The 17,017-nt window shown below is 70.5% G+C and carries 20 protein-coding genes; 9 read left to right on the forward strand and 11 right to left on the reverse strand.

Annotated elements, in window-relative coordinates; genetic code table 11:
• Nucleotides 1–14 precede the first annotated feature (14 nt).
• The 3 genes from RLT59_RS01980 to RLT59_RS01990 are packed head-to-tail and all read left to right on the forward strand — an operon-like array spanning nucleotide 15 to nucleotide 1,872.
• Nucleotides 15–530: a PIG-L deacetylase family protein gene (locus RLT59_RS01980; RefSeq protein ID WP_311301736.1), complete on the forward strand. Its 516-nt coding sequence runs from the start codon at nucleotides 15–17 to the stop codon at nucleotides 528–530.
• Entirely contained in the window at nucleotides 527–1,150 is a 624-nt protein-coding gene (locus RLT59_RS01985) for a class I SAM-dependent DNA methyltransferase (protein WP_311301737.1), read from the forward strand. Before RLT59_RS01980 ends, RLT59_RS01985 begins: the two co-directional genes overlap by 4 nt.
• Nucleotides 1,147–1,872, forward strand: a complete 726-nt coding sequence (locus tag RLT59_RS01990) for a glycosyltransferase family 2 protein (protein ID WP_311301738.1) — start codon at nucleotides 1,147–1,149, stop codon at nucleotides 1,870–1,872. The genes RLT59_RS01985 and RLT59_RS01990 overlap by 4 nt, the downstream gene beginning before the upstream one ends.
• Nucleotides 1,873–1,947: 75 nt before the next feature.
• Here RLT59_RS01990 and RLT59_RS01995 read toward each other — a convergent pair whose 3' ends face one another.
• Nucleotides 1,948–2,808 (reverse strand): hypothetical protein, encoded by an 861-nt coding sequence (locus tag RLT59_RS01995; RefSeq protein ID WP_311301739.1) that lies wholly within the window; start codon nucleotides 2,806–2,808, stop codon nucleotides 1,948–1,950.
• An 80-nt stretch (nucleotides 2,809–2,888) separates the two neighbouring features.
• On the reverse strand, nucleotides 2,889–3,125 hold the full coding sequence (locus RLT59_RS02000; RefSeq protein ID WP_311301740.1) for a hypothetical protein: 237 nt from the start codon (nucleotides 3,123–3,125) through the stop codon (nucleotides 2,889–2,891).
• Between RLT59_RS02000 and RLT59_RS02005 the strand changes: the two genes are divergently transcribed.
• Nucleotides 3,124–3,693 carry a MerR family transcriptional regulator gene (locus RLT59_RS02005; RefSeq protein WP_311301741.1) on the forward strand — a complete coding sequence of 190 codons (570 nt, stop codon included), beginning with the start codon at nucleotides 3,124–3,126 and terminating at the stop codon, nucleotides 3,691–3,693. The genes RLT59_RS02000 and RLT59_RS02005 overlap by 2 nt on opposite strands.
• Nucleotides 3,694–4,447: 754 nt before the next feature.
• Here the strand turns inward: RLT59_RS02005 and RLT59_RS02010 are convergent.
• The 3 genes from RLT59_RS02010 to RLT59_RS02020 form a co-directional block, all read right to left on the reverse strand.
• A complete protein-coding gene (locus RLT59_RS02010; protein WP_311301742.1) occupies nucleotides 4,448–4,813 on the reverse strand; it encodes a winged helix-turn-helix transcriptional regulator in 366 nt (121 codons plus the stop codon).
• 240 nt (nucleotides 4,814–5,053) lie between these two features.
• Complete coding sequence (locus tag RLT59_RS02015; protein WP_311301743.1) at nucleotides 5,054–6,433, reverse strand: IS1380 family transposase; 1,380 nt, start codon at nucleotides 6,431–6,433, stop codon at nucleotides 5,054–5,056.
• 440 nt (nucleotides 6,434–6,873) lie between these two features.
• A complete protein-coding gene (locus tag RLT59_RS02020; protein WP_311301744.1) occupies nucleotides 6,874–7,839 on the reverse strand; it encodes a pirin family protein in 966 nt (321 codons plus the stop codon).
• A gap of 142 nt (nucleotides 7,840–7,981) precedes the next feature.
• Between RLT59_RS02020 and RLT59_RS02025 the strand changes: the two genes are divergently transcribed.
• Nucleotides 7,982–8,338, forward strand: a complete 357-nt coding sequence (locus RLT59_RS02025) for a tetratricopeptide repeat protein (protein ID WP_311301745.1) — start codon at nucleotides 7,982–7,984, stop codon at nucleotides 8,336–8,338.
• 88 nt (nucleotides 8,339–8,426) lie between these two features.
• Nucleotides 8,427–8,933 (forward strand): GNAT family N-acetyltransferase, encoded by a 507-nt coding sequence (locus RLT59_RS02030; RefSeq protein WP_311301746.1) that lies wholly within the window; start codon nucleotides 8,427–8,429, stop codon nucleotides 8,931–8,933.
• Nucleotides 8,934–9,021: 88 nt separating this feature from the next.
• Here RLT59_RS02030 and RLT59_RS02035 read toward each other — a convergent pair whose 3' ends face one another.
• Nucleotides 9,022–9,795 (reverse strand): CbtA family protein, encoded by a 774-nt coding sequence (locus RLT59_RS02035; RefSeq protein ID WP_311301747.1) that lies wholly within the window; start codon nucleotides 9,793–9,795, stop codon nucleotides 9,022–9,024.
• Nucleotides 9,796–9,824: 29 nt separating this feature from the next.
• A complete protein-coding gene (locus RLT59_RS02040) occupies nucleotides 9,825–10,040 on the reverse strand; it encodes a CbtB domain-containing protein (protein ID WP_311301748.1) in 216 nt (71 codons plus the stop codon).
• Between the two features lie 261 nt (nucleotides 10,041–10,301).
• Between RLT59_RS02040 and RLT59_RS02045 the strand changes: the two genes are divergently transcribed.
• On the forward strand, nucleotides 10,302–10,952 hold the full coding sequence (locus RLT59_RS02045; protein ID WP_311301749.1) for a histidine phosphatase family protein: 651 nt from the start codon (nucleotides 10,302–10,304) through the stop codon (nucleotides 10,950–10,952).
• Nucleotides 10,953–11,147: 195 nt separating this feature from the next.
• On the forward strand, nucleotides 11,148–12,050 hold the full coding sequence (locus tag RLT59_RS02050) for a glycoside hydrolase family 16 protein (protein WP_311301750.1): 903 nt from the start codon (nucleotides 11,148–11,150) through the stop codon (nucleotides 12,048–12,050).
• 103 nt (nucleotides 12,051–12,153) lie between these two features.
• Here RLT59_RS02050 and RLT59_RS02055 read toward each other — a convergent pair whose 3' ends face one another.
• The gene (locus RLT59_RS02055; RefSeq protein ID WP_311301751.1) at nucleotides 12,154–13,278 is read right to left on the reverse strand and encodes a PQQ-dependent sugar dehydrogenase; all 1,125 of its coding nucleotides are present in this window, start codon (nucleotides 13,276–13,278) and stop codon (nucleotides 12,154–12,156) included.
• A gap of 225 nt (nucleotides 13,279–13,503) precedes the next feature.
• Entirely contained in the window at nucleotides 13,504–14,943 is a 1,440-nt protein-coding gene (locus RLT59_RS02060) for a dihydrolipoyl dehydrogenase family protein (RefSeq protein ID WP_311301752.1), read from the reverse strand.
• 117 nt (nucleotides 14,944–15,060) lie between these two features.
• Here RLT59_RS02060 and trxA point away from each other — a divergent pair, with 117 nt between their 5' ends.
• Nucleotides 15,061–15,441 carry a thioredoxin gene (trxA, locus tag RLT59_RS02065; RefSeq protein WP_311301753.1) on the forward strand — a complete coding sequence of 127 codons (381 nt, stop codon included), beginning with the start codon at nucleotides 15,061–15,063 and terminating at the stop codon, nucleotides 15,439–15,441.
• A 78-nt stretch (nucleotides 15,442–15,519) separates the two neighbouring features.
• Here the strand turns inward: trxA and RLT59_RS02070 are convergent, their stop codons facing one another.
• The gene (locus RLT59_RS02070) at nucleotides 15,520–15,867 is read right to left on the reverse strand and encodes a hypothetical protein (protein ID WP_311301754.1); all 348 of its coding nucleotides are present in this window, start codon (nucleotides 15,865–15,867) and stop codon (nucleotides 15,520–15,522) included.
• 58 nt (nucleotides 15,868–15,925) lie between these two features.
• Nucleotides 15,926–16,945 carry a LacI family DNA-binding transcriptional regulator gene (locus tag RLT59_RS02075; RefSeq protein WP_311301755.1) on the reverse strand — a complete coding sequence of 340 codons (1,020 nt, stop codon included), beginning with the start codon at nucleotides 16,943–16,945 and terminating at the stop codon, nucleotides 15,926–15,928.
• Nucleotides 16,946–17,017: the final 72 nt, after the last annotated feature.

Consider the following 17,017-nt stretch of genomic DNA (forward strand, 5'->3'; position numbering starts at 1 on the left):
CTGGGAGCCGGCTGATGCCGCCCCCGGTGCTGGCTCAGGCGCGACGGGCGGAGCTCGCCGAGGCGTTGGACGTGCTGGGCGTCGACCGGCAGTTGCGTCACCGCCTGGGCGTGGCCGACATGCGGGTCGCCGAGGAGGAGGCCCACGTCTGCTCCCAGGTGGAGAAGGTGCTACGGAACAGTGGGGCCACGCTGTGCGTGGCGCCCTGGAGCGGTGATCTTCACTCCGATCACGAGGCGGTCGGCCGGGCTGCCCGTGCGGCCGCATCGGCGGTCGGCATCGCGCTGTGGCAGTACCCGGTATGGATGTGGCACTGGGCCATGCCAGACGATCCGCGCGTGCCGTGGCGCTCCTTCCACCGGCTGCCGCTCGCCCCGGAGGAGCTGGCCAGGAAGAAGACGGCCCTGCGCTGCTTCCGCACCCAGATCGCACCTCTGGAAGACCACGCGGCGGTGATCCTTCCCCCCGAGGAACTCGCCCACCACCAAAGGCCCTTCGAGACAGTGCTCGTAGAAACGGAATCCCGATGAACGCCTCCACGCCGGGCTCGTACTTCACCCGGATGTACACCACAGCGTCGGATCCCTGGGACCTGGCAGGCCGCTGGTACGAACAGCGCAAGTACGCGATGACCATGGCCGCGCTGCCCCGGCGGCGCTACCGCCGGGCGTTCGAACCCGGCTGTTCCGTCGGTGTACTGACGCGGCTGCTCTCCGAGCGGTGTGACGAGGTCGTCGCAGCGGACCGGGTCCCCCAGGCGGTTGCCGAAGCTGCCGCTCGCAATCACGACCGGCCGCGCGTCCAGGTCGGGCAGCTCGTCGTTCCGGACCAGTGGCCCGCCGGCACCTTCGACCTGGTGGTGCTCTCCGAGCTGCTGTACTACTTCGACGAGCCACAGCTGCGGGCCGTTCTGGACCGCACGGCAGGGTGCCTGGAACCCGGCGGCACACTCGTGACCGTGCACTGGGACCACCCGGTGGCCGAGCACCGCCTCACCGGCGCCGAACTCACACCCCTTCTGCGGGCGGCCCCCGGGCTGGTCGAAGGGCCTTCGTTCCGGGATCCCGACTTCGTCCTGTGCACCTTCACACGCCCGCTGAGCAGCGGCGCCCTGCCTCCGTCGCCGGCCGTCGCGGAAGGACTGGTGTGAGGGCCGCCATCGACGCGCTGGTCGTGGCCGTACCCGCGCATGACGAAGCGGACAGTCTGGCGTCGGCTCTCGGCTCGATCCGCCGGGCCCAGGAGTACTGCCGAAGCGGCTCGTTCGCCGTGCCCGTGCTCAAGCTGGTGGTGGCTGCCGACTCCTGTACCGATGCCACCGCGGCCACCGCCGCCCGCTGCGGCGCCGACGTGGTGGAGATCTCCCACCGGATGGCCGGGGCCGCCCGGTCAGCCGCTGTCGCCCGGGGCCTGGAATCGTCTGGCACCCGGCCCGAGACCACCTGGATCGCCACCACCGACGCCGACTGCCAGGTACCGCCGGAGTGGCTCACCCACCAACTGCGCTGCGCCCGCCAGGGATACCACTGCGTGCTGGGTACCGTGCGTATCTCAGCGGTCCCCCACGTGGCCGCCGGAGTACGAGCCCTGCACGACGCGCACTACTTCGCCGGCCGCTCGGACGCCGCCTGGAGCCACCCGCACATCCACGGAGCCAATCTCGGTATCCGGGGCGACGCCTATCTCCGTGCCGGCGGCTTCCCCGCCGTGCCGCACAGCGAAGACCGCGCCTTGGTCGAGGCGCTGGCCCCCGGCACGCACATCCTGCGCACCGACGCTTGTCCCGTCCGCACTTCGGGGCGCGCCACGCCCCGGGCGCCACACGGATTCGGGACCTTTCTGCACGGCCTCGGCGAACGTACCGGCGGATAGACCATCCGGGCCCCGGGCAGGCCGCCGCCTCCGTGCGGTCGGAACCGGACGGAGGCGGCAACCGCTCAGCGCGTGTCACCCGCGACGCGTGTCCCCGCGGCCCGAGCCGTCGTCGTCCGACCTGTGGGAGCCGCCGTCCTCGGTGTTCTGCTCGTACTGCGTGCGGTCGGTGTCCCCACGCCCTCGGTCGGGACTGTCCGCCTCCCTGGCAGGCACCGGCCGGCCGCGCGGGGCAGGTGCCGGCCGCTGCGGCTCCCGCGCGAACCGTTGCGGTGTGCCCCCTGCTGCGGACTGCTTGGCGGTGCCCGCCGCGGGCGTCACGTTGTCGTTGCCCGCTCGGCCGGTCGCGGTGTCCTGGTACCGGGCTGCCATGCCGTAGGGACGGTCGGTCTCGGCACCGCGCCGATCCCGGTCCTCTTCGTGCACCGCTTCGCGCTCCTGTCGTTGCTCATGGCCGGCATGGCGCACGGCCCTGCTTTCGCGTCCGCCCATGATGGCCGACCCGATCAGCATGAGGAGCCCGCCCGCCAAGGCGAGTCCTACGCCGCTGCCGAGCCCGGCACTGTCCCCGGTGACCGTCAGGCCGCCCTGCGCCTGCCCTTGCCGGACCATCCACAGGATGGCGAACCCGAGGGTGATGACTCCGGCGACGAGGACCAGAAGCCGAGACCTGAACACCACGCCGAGAAGGGTGAGAACCGCACCGACGAGGAGCGGCAGAAACATGGACGCGAACAGTCCCGCGCCCGAGTTCGTCACGCCCGCTCCGGTGAAGAGCTCCCATACCCTGAAATCATGTCCGAGCCGACCGCTGTACCAACTGCGGAAGGGCGCCCAGATCGCAGCGGCAGCGCCGATGACTGCCAGAATCAGTCCAATGGTGTTGCGGATACTCCGTCTCATGCCGCGACCTCCCGGCAGATCGGATCGGTGCACGCGAGTGACCCACGCGCCGTATCCCGCCCTCCATCGACGCTACGCCCGCCCCGTAGGCCACGCCACGCAGGGCACCCCGCTCAGTCCCCGGCGCCCGACGCGCCGCTACCGGCGCCGGCGTTCGGATCGGGATCAGCGGGCCCGGAGCTGTCGGCGTCCTCCTTCGCCGCGACGACGCCTTCGGCGCGCGGCGGGAGGATCACGTCGAGGTCGCCCTCGCCGTCCTGAACCTGCTGGTCAGGCATATCGGCGGGGATCGGCGGCGGGCTGCCCTTCGACCCGCTGCAGGCGGCGCCCGGAGGTCTGCGGTCCGTCATGTTCCTGCTCCCGTCAGTACGCGCCCACTCGTGCGGAGGGCGGGCCAGTGGCGTACCTCGCGTACCCGCTGCTCTCGACACGACGCCTTGGATCGCCCATGGCATCGACCGTGCGGTCCCGGCGACGCTCGCCCCGCGCGACCTGCACGCGTACGGGCCGGGCCCGGACGCGCGCAAGAACCCGCGAGGACGGGCAGATCAGCGCACACGTCCCCCCGGGGTTCAAGGGCACTGGCATGCCGAGCGCCGCGCCAACGGCTGCCGCGAATACGACGACCGGACGGTGGAGACGGTGCGCCGCGTGCGCGCCCTGCCCACCCGCATCATGCGCCAGGTCCTGCCCTGCACCCACGACGCGGCGATACTGCGCCCCTGTCCCGGAGTCCTCGCCAGTCTGCGCGACCAGTTGGACATCCTCGACCAGCGTGCCGCCGAATTGGAGACCGTCCGTCGCCTGCTGCGCCAGACGATCGCCGCCACCGAGAGCACGGCCTGGCCGAGACACAACGACGAGCTGCCGGTGATGACGGCGGACATGCAGATGATGCGGCGCCAGTGCGGCATGTGACCGGTCGTACGTACAACTCAACAAGGTTCTGCGGCAGTCCTGGGAGGTGACTGTCGAGCCGGAGTCGCGGCGGGCTCCTGCTCCTTGAGGCCGACATGACCCCGCTGTATAGATCACGAACGAGCCAACTGGCTTTCGGAGAAGCCCGCTTGCTGTTCTCGGATCTGCACCCGAACGGGCGATGACACAGCCGTGCTCTGCACATCGACAAGACGACCACACCCCCGACCGCCGACGTAACGGCCCCTGCCTCGCTGCTCGACGCACCCCGGGGCAAGGCTGCTCACCCTGCCCGAAGAATGACGCCGGGCCTGCGCGTGGCCGGAACATGGGCGAGGTCGAACGTGAGCGGCTCGCCGTCGTCCGCACGCTCCGCCTCTGACCGCCTTGCTTGCGGTGGACAACGACTTCCATCGCAGTCTTCCTGAGCTATTCCCCATTTTTCCGGAGCTGCGGACCAATATGCCGGGGAATACACCTTCAGGGAAATGACCGCATTGTTCAGCGGTGCCTTGCAGACCGCACATATTGCATCATCGGGGTACGGGCCATCGATCTGAGCGCTGGGCCCGTGACCGGCTTCGACGGGGGCGGCACCGGCCGAGAGTTCTTTCCGGCCGGTGGCCTCTCGTGACTGCTCGTGGTGAACCTCGGACAGCCCGAGCCGGGCAGCGAGTGGCCACGGGCGCCCCCCTTCACCCACGACGATGTGCGCACGACGCTGCGATACCCGCTTATCCGGCTTCGCCCCGAATCATGCAGGGGAGCGAAGGCCGGAGGGTGCCTCGCGACGGACCGTCTCGCGGTACCAGCGGCCCCACTTGTCCAGCTCGTCGGTGAGGGAATCCAGACTGTGCCCGACTTCGGTGAGCGCGTACTCGACTTTCGGCGGCACCTCGGGATACACGGTTCGCGTGATCAGGCCGTCGGCTTCCAGCTCCCGCAGCTGGCGGGTGAGCATCCGCGGGGTGACACCCGGCAGCGCGCGCCTCAATTCACCGAATCGATGGGTGCCCGTGACCAGTTGCTTGAGAATGGCCAGCTTCCAACGGCCCCCGAGGATCTCCATGGCGAACTCGACCGCACACTGGTCCGGGACGTCCTCGGCGCTGGAACGCACTGCAGACCTCCTTTGGTATACGGACTGTGCCTATAGGACATCAAAGACCGTACTTGTGAACAGTGTTAGCCTTGATCATTCGTGAGTCCCCGTCAGTTCGCTGATGATTGCTTGGCGTTGGGGTGGTGCAGTCTTTTCGGGTGCGGGGCGGGCCGAGGGCCCGACGGTCGCGTCGGGTGTGCGCCGGGTTCCACTTTCCCGGGTGGTGGTGCGGGTTGTCGGGACGGTCGGGCCAGCTGGTCAGCCGGGGTTCGGCAGGGCTTGGAGCCGGTCGATCGCGTGGGAGATGACCTCGGTCCAGGGCCATCTGGCGGTGAAGCGGAGCCAGCGGCGGCGGCCGGTGTGGATGAGCTGCGCGGCGGCGGAGAACAGGCGGAGCCGGAGTCGTTTGGGTTCCCAGCGCCGGGCGTCGCCGGTCAGGGCGAGCATCGGCATCCAGGCCAGCAGGTCGAGGGCGATGGAGATGATCTCCAGCCAGATCCGGTTCTGTGCGGTGTCGTGCGGGGGCAGGTCGCGCAGGCCGGTGTCGCGGGCGTTTCGGATCCGGTCCTCGCAGCGGGCCCGCCTTCGGTGACGGAGTTCAAGGTCGGCGAGCTGGCCGCCTTTGGTGTTGGTCGCGAAGCAGGTCAACCGCAGTCCGTCGAGGTCGGTGGAGCGCAACTGGGCGCCGGGGTGAGGCCGTTCCTTGCGGACGATCAGCCGCATCCCCCTCGGCCAGCTGGTCAGGTCGGGCATGTCGGTGATCTCCGCGACCCAGGCGCCGGGCCGCTCCGTGCCGCCGGAGTCGTAGGCCGGCGTCCACGCCTCCTTCGGGATCTTCAGCACCGCCTGGTGGATGGCGTCGGTGATGGTCATGCCGACGGAATACGACAGCCACCGGCGCCGGCGGGTCAGCCAGTCGAGGAAGGCGTGAGTGCCGCCGGCGGAGTCGGTGCGGATCAGTGTCTGGCGTCCGCGCCGCGGGTTCCTGGGCAGTTGGGCCAGGGCGAGTTGGGTGGTTTCGATGTGATCGCTCGCGGTGTTGGAGCCCGCATTGCCGGGCCGCGGCAGTGCGGCCACGGGCTCTCCGGCCCCGGCCTGGCCGTGGTCGACGAACGCGACGAGGGGGTGATGACCGAAGGTCTTCTTCCAGGTCGCGGTGGCGTCCTGCTTCTCGGAGTGCGCCAGGACCAGCACTCCGTCGATGTCCACGATCACGCTGCCGTCGGCGGCCGGACCGTTGCCCCCGGCCAACTCCCAGACTCCGCAGCGCACTTCCGCTCGGGCCGTGCGGATCGCGGTGAGCGCCTTGGGCCCGGCCGCGGCCAGGGTATCGATGAGGCGAGAGACGGTGGGATCGGAGGCCACCGGGCCGAACACGTCGGGCTCGGCCCTCAGCATGGCGACATCGGCCAGGCAGTCCCCGCCGAGTGCGACGGCCAGGGCCACATCCAGAAGGATCTTGCCCGGATCGTGCACCGCCCGCGGCTTGCTCCACGACGCCAACGCCGCCGATATCGCCTCATCCAGCCCGGACTTGCGGACCGTCTCCACCAACAGCACCGCCCCGGCCTGCGAGACCACCGAGCGGCCACCGCCCTCGACGCGGACAGGCGGATAGGACCCGATAGTCTTCTTCACTTGAGAAGTGCCTCCGGCGATGGCAGGAACAAGGACCTCGACAATCCTCATTCTTGCTGGTCAGAGGCACTTCTCGCTTACGCGGTCACCCATCGGACAGCCCGGTTCATGAAAGCGCCAGGCTAGGGCTACAACAGCTCACGGGCGGCTCGACCGGACCGCAACGTCATGACCCACCGGCCGTCAACGGCAGTCGCTCGAACCCTCCGGATCGCCCCAGCCAGCGATCACAGCCACCTGGCGCCTCGTCAGAACAGTCAGCACCGAGTCAGCATCCGTCCTGACACGCAAGGTCAGAGGCGGGCCCAGATGGAGAACGGTCCAGCGGAAGGCCTTCCTCCGATGCACTCTCAGCCGCTTCCGGCCCTCCCCCGCCAACAACACGACGCGAGCATGATCGGCGACACCTCGAAACCCGACAACCCGCAAGAACCCGCAGATCAGCGCACACGTCCCCGGGGCTTCAAGGACACAGGGGGCAACGCCGGAGCGGGGAGCGGCGCACCGTCGTAGCCGCGTACGGCGCCGAACCGATCACCACCCATCCAGTCCGCGCGGGCCTGCTCGATCTCCTCGTGCGAACGTCCCACGAAGTTCCACCACATGACGATCTCCTCCTCGAAGGGCTCACCGCCCACGAGCATCAGACCGGCGTCGGACTCCGCGCGCAGCGGGAGTTCGTCGCGGCCGCAGCCGAGGTAGAGCATCGAGCCCGGCAGGACGGGTACGCCGTCGACCTCGGCCTCGCCGGACATCGACAGCACCGCGTACTCGAAGTCGGGGTCGAGCGGGAGACGCGCCTCGGCGCCCCGGTCCAGAGCCAGGTCCGCGCCGACGATCGGGGTGTACGCGGTGCCGGGCGAGGTCGCGCCGTCGAGGTCGCCGAGGATCACCGTGGCGGTGAGGCCCGGGGCGGTGACCGTCGGCAGGTCCGTGTGGTGCTGGAAGTGCGGCTCGGCATCGCGGTGGGCGTTCGGGAGCGCGACCCAGAGCTGCGCGCCGTGCAGCAGCGCGGCGTGCGACCTGGGGCTCTCCTCGGAGTGGCTGATCGCCCGGCCGGAGGTCATCAGGCCGAGTTCGCGCGGGCGGATCGTCGCCAGGCTGCCGAGGCTGTCGCGGTGCAGGACCTCGCCCTCGTGCAGCCAGCTGACCGTCTGCAGGCCCATGTGGGGGTGGGGCGGTACCTGCATCCCGGGCTCGTCGGTGATGTCGTCGGGACCGTAGTGGTCCACGAAGGCCCAGGCCCCGACCATGCGGCGGCCGAGGTTGGGCAGCAGTCTGCGGACCTCGGTGGACTCCCCGAGCTTCACGTGGCGCGGGGCGAGGAGTTCACGTACCGGTTCGGCCACGACGAAGCCGCGTCCTCCGCAGACGGAGGGGACGGCCTGGCGATCGAGATTGCTCATGGTGCTCAACCTATTCCCGCACGGGCCCGGTCGGACGGCACCCACGCCGAATATTTAGTGGAATGTTGAACCATCTCGGAGTGTTGTGGCGATTGGCCCGTACGGGACCGGCCCGGCGTCGGCCCTCGACCGAGGAGGACGAATGAGCGACACCTACTACGAGTTCGGAACGGCCGCCGAGCGGTGGGACCGCGCACAGTTCTTCTTCGAGTCGAAGGAGTACCTGGTGGCGGCCCGGATTCTGGCCGGGCTGGTCGAGGAGGTGCCGGAGCAGGTCGCGCCGCGTCTGCTACTGGCCAGGGCGTACTACCACTCGGCGCGGCTCGGCCGGGCCGAGACGGAGCTGCGGGCGGTGCTGGAACTCGATCCCGTCGAGCACTACGCCCGGCTGATGCTCGGGCGCACGCTGGAGCGCCAGGGGCGCCCGGCGGAGGCGGCCACGCACCTTCGGGTGGCGGCCGCGCTGTCCGGGGACTTCACTCCGGCCGGGGGCGAGTAGCCACCGGCCGGTCACCGTCAGCCCCGGAGCCGGCCGGCGAAGATATCCGGGTGCGCACCGCGCGGACCGCGTGATAGTCCACTGGGTCATGACCGCGCTCAGTACTCCACGCCTCCTGCTCCGCGCCATGAGCGCGTCCGACGCCGAACATGTGGTGGCGGGCCGGCCGCCGGAGGGCGTCCGCTGGGCTGACGGGTACCCCGCCCCGGGCGAGCAGGCGGCGGCCACCCGGCTGCTCGGCACCATTGCCGGCACCGGGGATCCGGGCCCGTTCGGCTCGTACGAGATACGGCTCGGGGAGGACGGGCCGGTGATCGGCGGGATGGGGTTCCACGGAGCGCCCGACGAGGCCGGGCACGTCACGATCGGTTACGGGCTCGTGCCGTCGGCCCGGGGCATGGGGTACGCCTCGGAGGCGCTGTGGGCGCTGCTCCGGTTCGCCCGGGACCGGGGCGTCACCTGCGTGCACGGGGACACCGACCTCGACAACATCGCGTCCCAGCGCGTCATGACGGCCGCGGGCATGCGTTTCGTGCGTGAGGACTCCGCGTTGAAGCACTACCGGGTGGACTGGGACGGGCCCGGCCAGGTGTGAGCCGGACCGGACCGGAACACGGCGGAACCCGTGAGGATTCACCTCGCGGGTTCCGCCGTGTTCCGGTCCGGCAGCACCTCTGTGCGGGTCAGCCCGCGGCGGTCGCGGTCCGTTCCGACGTTCCGCTTCCGGCCGTCACGGCCTGCGCCTTCGGCACCAGCAGCCGCTCGGTGAGGTAGCCGAAGACCAGCCCGAAAGTGGTCCAGAGCGTGAACTGAACCGCGAGCGTGGCCAGTCTGAACTGCCACAGCAGGGTGGCCGGGAAGTCCCTTCCCACCTCGTTGAACGAGGGCAGGAAGGCGTACGCGAGGCCGATCACCAGCACATAGCCGGCCGCGGCGGCGATCGTCGCGTTCCAGGCGCCCAGGCGGGGAGCCAGCCGCCTCCCGAGGATGACGGCGGCGACGGCAAGCAGCACGCTGAGGGCGACCATCAGGAAGAACAGCGTGGTGCGTTTGCCGATGGTGTCGGGGTTGCCGACGGCCGGCGGATTGGCCGGGTACTTCAGGAACGGCACGACGTACACGGTCAGCAGAGCGGCTCCCGCGATCAGCGCCGCCGTGGCCCTAGGCCCGAACCGGCCCATCCGGCCGAGCGCGTAGCAGAAGACGAGTGCGGCGATGCCGCCGATGGCCACGCCGAAGACGAGCACGCCGGTGGCGAGGCCCGCGGTGGACTGCATGGTGCGGCTGACGAGTTCCTCGCCGCCGCCGTGGTCGTGGCTGTGCGCCTCTTCGAGGGCGATGGCCGCGTCCACCCTGGACTCACCGAGGCAGTAGGCGACGATCAGCGCGAGCGCACCCGCGATCAGCCCGGCCAGCATGCCGCGGACCAGCAGAGCTCTGACAGATATGGAGTTCATGAGGGATTCCCCTGGATCAGCCCGGTAGGTCAGTGGCAGGGGAAACCGAGCAGGTGACGGCCGTCGTGGACCCACTCGTGCACGCCCGCGCCCGCGATGACGGAGGTGGCGCCCTGCTCGGCGCCGACGAAGTACAGCAGGATCAGCATGACGATGCCGAAGAAGACCGCCCAAGGGGCAATGGCCTTCAAGGAGATGGGGGTGATGGCGGGTGCGCCGGTGGTGGGGGCAGCAGTCTGTGCCATGGCAGAACCTCCTGTGGGAACACGCGTCCCGATCGTGGTGCCTGAGACGAAGGTGCTGGGTCTGACTTCCCGCACAGGTACGGGTTCACAGTGGCGCGACCGTGCCGGATTCTCACCGGGCTTCCGTCACACCGTCGTCATGTCGTCGCGACCATACCGCCTGGAAGCGGGGCCCGCCATGGTGCATCGAAGGCGCTGCGGAGCCCGGGTGCCATGGTGTGCTTGGCCAAGTGGCCACTGTTCAGGGAGTTGAGGGCGGTAATGACGGTACGGGTGATGTTGATCTCACCGGCGATGAACGCCGCGCTGCGCGAGGCCCGGTTCGCCGGCGACTCGCCGCTGGACGCATCCGGTCTCCGGCAGGCCCGGTCCGCCGCCGGCGCCGTGCCTGCCGCGGACCGGTGCCTACGGGGGCCGTCCCTGCGCTGTGCCGCCACCGCGGACGCCCTCGGGCTCCGGTCCGATCCCGAACCCGCCCTGCGCGACTGGGAGATGGGCCGCTGGTCCGGAGCGCGGCTCACCGAGGTGAGCGCGGACGAGCCGGACGGGGTGACGGCCTGGCTGACCGACCCGTCCGCCGCTCCGCACGGGGGCGAGTCCCTGCTGGAGCTGTGCGCCCGGGTCGGCGCGTGGCTCGACTCCTCGCACGGGAGACAACACGGGAGTCACGGGAGCGACGGGAGTCACGGGTCCCACCGGAGCGACGAGGGTCATGCGGGTGACGGCGGGCCGGTACTGGCGGTGGCCGAGCCCGCCGTCATCCGGGCCGCCACCGTCCACGCGCTGGAGCTCCCGCCGCAGGCCTTCTGGCGGCTGGACGTGGCCCCGCTGACCGTCACGGAGCTCAGCGGCAGGTCGGGGCGGTGGAACCTGCGCTGCGGCCGGCCGCTCTCGCCGGAATCCGGGAACTGACGCGCGTACCGCAGGGGCGGGGGTTCGATGCGTGCAAGAACTGTGGTCTGTGAGGAGCCTTGACACGCTCTTGGTTCACTTCTTAAATCACGTAGTGAACTAAGGACTCGACTCCCCCACGTGGCCGCCATGCCCCCACTTGCCATATGCATGGCGAGTCACATTTCCTCCGTCCCGTACGGAAAGGAAATCCACATGAGCTCCCCCCACCTGACCAGGCGCCTCCTGGTCTCCGCACTCTCGGTTCTCGCCCTCGTCTCGGCCACCGCCGGCCTCGCCTCCGCCGCCCCCGTGCCCCTTCCGGCAGCACAGGGATCCGTCACGAACCAGGCGTCCGCAGCCGCCGCGACGTTCACCGACGACTTCGACGGAGCCGCCGGTTCCGCCGTGGACGGCGGCAAGTGGCAGATCGAGACCGGGGACAACGTCGACAACCACGAGCGGCAGTACTACACGGCGGGCAACAGCAACGCGGCGCTGGACGGCCAGGGCCATCTGGTGATCACCGCGCGCAAGGAGAACCCGAACAACTACCAGTGCTGGTACGGCACCTGCGAGTACACGTCGGCGCGGCTGAACACCTCGGGCAAGTTCACCCAGGCCTACGGTCATGTCGAGGCCCGGATGAAGATCCCGCGCGGCCAGGGCATGTGGCCCGCCTTCTGGATGCTCGGTGACGACATCGGGCAGGTCGGCTGGCCCAACTCCGGCGAGATCGACATCATGGAGAACGTCGGCTTCGAACCCGGCACCGTCCACGGCACCCTGCACGGACCCGGCTACTCCGGCTCCGCCGGCATCGGCGCCGGATACACCCTCCCCGATGGCCAGGCCTTCGCCGACGACTTCCACACCTTCGCCATCGACTGGGCCCCCGACTCCATCACCTGGTCCGTCGACGGCAACGTCTACCAGCACCGCACCCCCGCCGACACCAACGGCAACACCTGGGCCTTCAACAAGCCCTTCTTCCTCATCCTCAACCTCGCCGTCGGCGGCTACTGGCCCGGCGACCCCGACGGCAACACCACCTTCCCCCAGCAACTCGTCGTCGACCACGTCCGCGTCACCACCAACGACAACCAGCCCCCGGCCTGAGGGAAACGGCCCCGAAACCCGAGGCCCGTGGGGCCGGGACCGCGGTTCGCGGTCCCGGCCCCACGGGCCTCCCGGCTGTCAGTGTGCGGGGGACGTCATCGGCTCACGCCGGGTCGATGCGCGAGATGCTGCCACCGATGGCGAGAACATACAGTTCGCCGTCGCCGCCCTCCACGAACGAAATGACCTCGCCGCCCTGGACTCCCAGGTCACCCTCGCCGGTGACCTCGCCGTTCTCGATCCGCAGGGTGCGGATCGTGCCGTCGCAGTAGTCGCTGAAAACGTACTGTCCCTTCAGGCCGGCGATGGCATCGCCGCGGTAGACGTAGCCGCCGGTGACGGAGCAGCCGAGGCCGGTGCGGTCGTACTCGTGGACCGGTGGCACGTGATTCGCGGGCTCGGTACCGCCGCGGAAGGGGTGGTTGCCCTCCATCGAGGACCAGCCGTAGTTCTCGCCGCCCTTGCTGGCCGCGGGAGCCCAGTCGATCTCCTCCCAGTCGCTCTGGCCGACGTCACCGATCAGCAGGTCGCCCGTGTCCGCGTCGAACGAGAACCGCCACGGGTTGCGCAGTCCGTACGCCCAGATCTCGCCCCTCGCCGCCGGGTCGTCCACGAACGGGTTGTCCGCCGGGATGGCGTACGGGTCGCCGCCGCCGGGATCGATCCGCAGGAGCTTGCCGAGCAGCGTGCCGAGGTTCTGGCCGTTGCCGTCCGGGTCACCGCCCGATCCACCGTCACCGAGGCCGATGTAGAGATAGCCGTCGGGACCGAACATGATGTCGCCGCCGTTGTGGTTCGAGTACGGCTGGGTCTGTGTCAGAACGGTGCGCCGGGTGTCCGGCCGGATCGCGCCGCCCGCCATGGCGAACTCGTCCACGGTGCTTGTGCCTTCGAGGTCCGTGAACGAGATGTAGAGGTGGGCGAAGTCAGGGTCGAACGCGATGCCCAGCAGGCCGCGTTCGCCGTCGATGGTGGTCTCGTCGGAGATGTCCAGGACCGGCTCACCGAGCCCCTGGTCATTCAGAACCCTTACGGTTCCCGCGCGTTCGGCGATCCAGACCGTGCCATCCGGCCCGGCGGTGCCGGCGGACGGGCTCGTGGCCCGCGCGACTTCGTTGAGGACGACCGACGCCGACTGCTGCGGGGCGGCCCACGCCGTGGCGAGGGCCAGGGACGCGGCGAGACAGGCAGCGCCGACGATCGCCGTGATTCTGGTGCGTAATTTCACCGTAGCCTCCTGGAGGCGGTGAGTGGGGGGAGGTTACCCGGCCGCTCGACGGAGAGCCGGCCGGGCATCGCGCTCGCCGGCGCGCAACCAGGGTGGGGAATGGCGTACCGCCGGCACGCACGAGGATAGAGGGACGGGACCCTCTTGGCCTAGACCACAGGAGGGATGACTCGCTCCGCCCGCCGCACCCGCACACCCTTCACCGTCCGGCCTCAACCGCCCCTGCTACCCCCGGTACGTCTCCAGGAGCCGCAGCCAGATCTCGCTGATCGTCGGGTAGGCGGGGACCGCGTGCCAGAGCCGCTCGATGGGGACCTCCGCCGCGACGGCGACCGTCGCGGAGTGCAGCAGTTCGCCGGTGCCCGGACCCACGAAGGTGACGCCGAGCAAAATCTCCCGGTCGAGGTCGACGATCATGCGGGCGCGGCCCCGGTAGCCGTCCGCGTACAGCCCGGCGCCCGCGACCGCGCCGAGGTCGTGGTCGACGGCCCCGACCCGGTGGCCCGCCTGCTCCGCCTCGGCCAGGGTGAGGCCGACCGAGGCGGCCTCCGGGTCGGTGAAGACCACCTGGGGAACGGCGGCGTGATCGGCGGTCGCCGCGTGGGCGCCCCAGCGGTCGGTCTCCAGCAGCGGGACGCCCTGGGCGCGGGCGGCGATCGCCGCTCCGGCGATCCGGGCCTGGTACTTGCCCTGGTGGGTCAGGAGCGCGCGGTGGTTGACGTCACCGACGGCGTAGAGCCAGCCGGTGCCCTCGACCCGGCAGCTGTCGTCCACCGTGAGCCAGGAGCCGGGCTTCAGGTGCACCGTCTCCAGTCCCAGGTCGTCGGTGCGCGGGGCGCGGCCGGTGGCGAAGAGGATCTCGTCGGCCTCGACGCTCTCGCCGTTGTCGAGCTCGACGGTGACCGGTCCGTCCGGGTCCGGACGCCGTACGGCGGTGGCCGAGACGCCGAACCGGAGATCGGCCCCGGCCTCGGTCAGCGCCTCCGCCACGAGCTCACCGGCGAACGGCTCCATCCGGGGCAGCAGCCCCGGGCCTCGGACGACCATGGTGACTTCCGCGCCCAGGGCGCCCCACGCCGTGGCCATCTCCACACCGACCACGCCCCCGCCGACGACCACGAGCCGTCCCGGCACCTCCTGGGCGCTCGTCGCCTCGCGGCTCGTCCAGGGGCGGGCCTCCGCGATTCCGGGCAGATCGGGGACCACGGCCCGGCTGCCCGTGCAGACGGCGACGGCGTGCCGGGCGGTGAGCCGCCGCTCCGTGCCGTCGGGTGCCGCGACGGAGACCGCCTTCGTGCCGGTCAGCCGGCCGGTGCCCCGGTAGATGTCCGCGCCGATGCCCTCCAGCCAGGCCACCTGGCCGTCGTCCTTCCAGTGGGAGGCGTAGTCGTCGCGGTGGGCGAGAACGGCGGCGGTGTCGAGCGGGCCCTGTACGGATCCGCTGAGCCCGGGGACGCGGCGGGCCTCCGCTCGGGCGACGACCGCGCGCAGCAGGGCCTTGCTCGGCATACAGGCCCAGTACGAACACTCACCCCCGATGAGCTCGGACTCCACGATCGCGGCGCTCAGACCGGCGGCCCTGGCCCGGTCCGCCACGTTCTCACCCACCGGACCGGCCCCGATGACCACGACGTCGTACTCGACAGGCTCCACAGCATGTGTCATGAGGCCCATTTTGGTCGTGGGTGTGCGCGGCGGCCACATGGGCAGGCGGAATAGTGCAAGCACAGGCACCGTTGTCCGGGGACACGTCCGCACGGGCACAGGAAGAGGTAGCAGAGCATGAGCACCGTAGAGCTCACCAAAGAAAACTTCGATCAGGTCGTCAGCGAGAACGAGTTCGTCCTGATCGACTTCTGGGCTTCCTGGTGCGGCCCGTGTCGGCAGTTCGCCCCGGTCTACGACTCGGCGTCCGAACGCCACGACGATCTGGTCTTCGCCAAGGTCGACACGGAAGCGCAGCAGGAGCTGGCCGCTGCCTTCGAGATCCGGTCGATCCCGACGCTCATGATCGTCCGTGACAACGTGGCGGTCTTCTCGCAGCCGGGCGCCCTGCCCGAGGCCGCGCTGGAGGACGTCATCGGTCAGGCCCGGAAGCTGGACATGGACGAGGTCCGCAAGTCCATCGCGGAGGAGCAGAAGGGCCGGAAGGAGCAGCAGTAGGCGTCTCGCGGAAGCACGCGAAGCGCGTCGGGGCCCGGCCGTGGACGGCCGGACCCCGTGCGTTGCCGGGCGGCGGACTCAGCCGTCCGTGTGGTTCTCGGGGACAGACGGCTCCGTGACGTGGTTGTCGGGCACACGGTTGTCGGGCCCGTGGTTCTCCCGGACAGGCCGCTCCGAGATCCGGGCCGTGAGTCCGTAGTCGAGTTCCGAGCCGTCGACGAGAATCGCCTCGACGGTGTGGGTCGCCGGGTCGATGTCGGCCACCATGCCCTCCCCGGCGTATCGCGGGTAGCCGGACTCGCCCGTCGCACCGGTCGCCTCCACGACCGCGGAGCGGATGGTCCGCCCGGTGCCGGAGGCGTCCGCCTCCTTGGCGTCGGTGAACTGGGGGATCACCAGGATCTCGTAACTCTGCGGATGGCTCATGGTCACGACGCTAGGCAAGCGAGGTCCGCCTCGCACGTTGCCGCGCTGGCGGGTCGGTTCAGCTCGAATCGCGGTGGACGGCCCTCGCCCGCAGCAGGTCGTGGCGTTCGAGCTCCTTCCCGGGGTGCCGTACCAGCCGGTCGACCAGATCGGCGAGCGGCTGCTCGATGTCCAGTTCCATCCGTACGCTGCTGAGCCTGGGCCTCAGCAGCCTGGCCAGCATCAGGTCGTCCGCGCCGACCACCGCGGTCTCGCCGGGGATCTCGATGCCAGCGTCCTGCAGCGCCCGCATCAGGAGCATCGCGTGGAGGTCGTCGTGGGCGAAGACGGCGTCCAGGCCGAGTGTGCGCCAGCGGGCGGCGAGCCCGGCGGCCGATTCCTCGTCGTTGCGCAGCGGCAGCGGCTCGATCCGGGCCGTTCCGGCGGCGGCCTGCCGGGCGCCCGCGAGTCTGGGTCCGGCGAACGGCGCGAGGCCGGGTTCCTCCGGCATCACCACGCCGATCCGGTGCCTGCCGCGGTCCAGCAGATGACGGACGGCGCAGCTGCCGACCCTGCGCTGGTCCATGATCAGCGCGTGCGCTCCCGCCACGGGCTGCGGTCCGAGCGTGATCACCGCCTTGGCGCCGGAGCGCCGGAGCACGGCCGCGCCCTGCGCGGTGAGAGGGACGGAGCCGGGGACGATGACGGCGACGGGCCGGAGCTCCGCCCAGGCGCGGGCCGCGTCGTCGGCGTCCAGCCCGAGGGAGCCGTACTGGACCACGGTGTAGTCGAGGCGGCGCAGTCCGGATTCCAGCTCGCGCAGGAAGCGGTGGTGCAGGGAGCCGGAGGGAAAACTCCCGGTGGGCAGCAGCACCATGCGGGAGTGTCCGGCGCGCAGGCTCCGGGCGGCCGCGTGCGGTACGTAGCCGAGTTCGGCGGCCGCGTCGCGCACCCGGCGGCGGGTCGGATCGCTGATCCGTACGGCCGCGTTGTTGTTCAGTACGTAGGACACGGTGGCCCGGGAGACGCCGGCCAGCCGCGCCACGTCGGCGCTGGTCGGGACGGGGCCTTCGGCGGGCTGCTCGGGTAACTGAATCATGGCGTCGGGCAGTCTTACAGACCCGTTCGGTACGGAAACGCTCCGGCCCCCGTACCCGTTTCGCGGACCCGC

It is taken from the genome of Streptomyces sp. ITFR-6 (genome assembly GCF_031844725.1).
Taxonomy (GTDB): domain Bacteria; phylum Actinomycetota; class Actinomycetes; order Streptomycetales; family Streptomycetaceae; genus Streptomyces.

What these genes read in the sequence shown, in the direction of transcription:
- RLT59_RS02045 (WP_311301749.1), top strand. Translation starts at nt 10,302, where the DNA reads ATGACGGTACGGGTGATGTTGATCTCACCGGCGATGAACGCCGCGCTG.
- RLT59_RS02050 (WP_311301750.1), top strand. Translation starts at nt 11,148, where the DNA reads ATGAGCTCCCCCCACCTGACCAGGCGCCTCCTGGTCTCCGCACTCTCG.
- RLT59_RS02070 (WP_311301754.1), bottom strand. Translation starts at nt 15,867, where the DNA reads ATGAGCCATCCGCAGAGTTACGAGATCCTGGTGATCCCCCAGTTCACC.
- RLT59_RS02075 (WP_311301755.1), bottom strand. Translation starts at nt 16,945, where the DNA reads ATGATTCAGTTACCCGAGCAGCCCGCCGAAGGCCCCGTCCCGACCAGC.
- RLT59_RS02020 (WP_311301744.1), bottom strand. Translation starts at nt 7,839, where the DNA reads ATGAGCAATCTCGATCGCCAGGCCGTCCCCTCCGTCTGCGGAGGACGC.
- RLT59_RS01980 (WP_311301736.1), top strand. Translation starts at nt 15, where the DNA reads ATGCCGCCCCCGGTGCTGGCTCAGGCGCGACGGGCGGAGCTCGCCGAG.
- RLT59_RS02035 (WP_311301747.1), bottom strand. Translation starts at nt 9,795, where the DNA reads ATGAACTCCATATCTGTCAGAGCTCTGCTGGTCCGCGGCATGCTGGCC.
- trxA (WP_311301753.1), top strand. Translation starts at nt 15,061, where the DNA reads ATGAGCACCGTAGAGCTCACCAAAGAAAACTTCGATCAGGTCGTCAGC.
- RLT59_RS02060 (WP_311301752.1), bottom strand. Translation starts at nt 14,943, where the DNA reads ATGACACATGCTGTGGAGCCTGTCGAGTACGACGTCGTGGTCATCGGG.
- RLT59_RS02005 (WP_311301741.1), top strand. Translation starts at nt 3,124, where the DNA reads ATGTTCCTGCTCCCGTCAGTACGCGCCCACTCGTGCGGAGGGCGGGCC.
- RLT59_RS01985 (WP_311301737.1), top strand. Translation starts at nt 527, where the DNA reads ATGAACGCCTCCACGCCGGGCTCGTACTTCACCCGGATGTACACCACA.
- RLT59_RS02040 (WP_311301748.1), bottom strand. Translation starts at nt 10,040, where the DNA reads ATGGCACAGACTGCTGCCCCCACCACCGGCGCACCCGCCATCACCCCC.
- RLT59_RS02025 (WP_311301745.1), top strand. Translation starts at nt 7,982, where the DNA reads ATGAGCGACACCTACTACGAGTTCGGAACGGCCGCCGAGCGGTGGGAC.
- RLT59_RS02000 (WP_311301740.1), bottom strand. Translation starts at nt 3,125, where the DNA reads ATGACGGACCGCAGACCTCCGGGCGCCGCCTGCAGCGGGTCGAAGGGC.
- RLT59_RS02030 (WP_311301746.1), top strand. Translation starts at nt 8,427, where the DNA reads ATGACCGCGCTCAGTACTCCACGCCTCCTGCTCCGCGCCATGAGCGCG.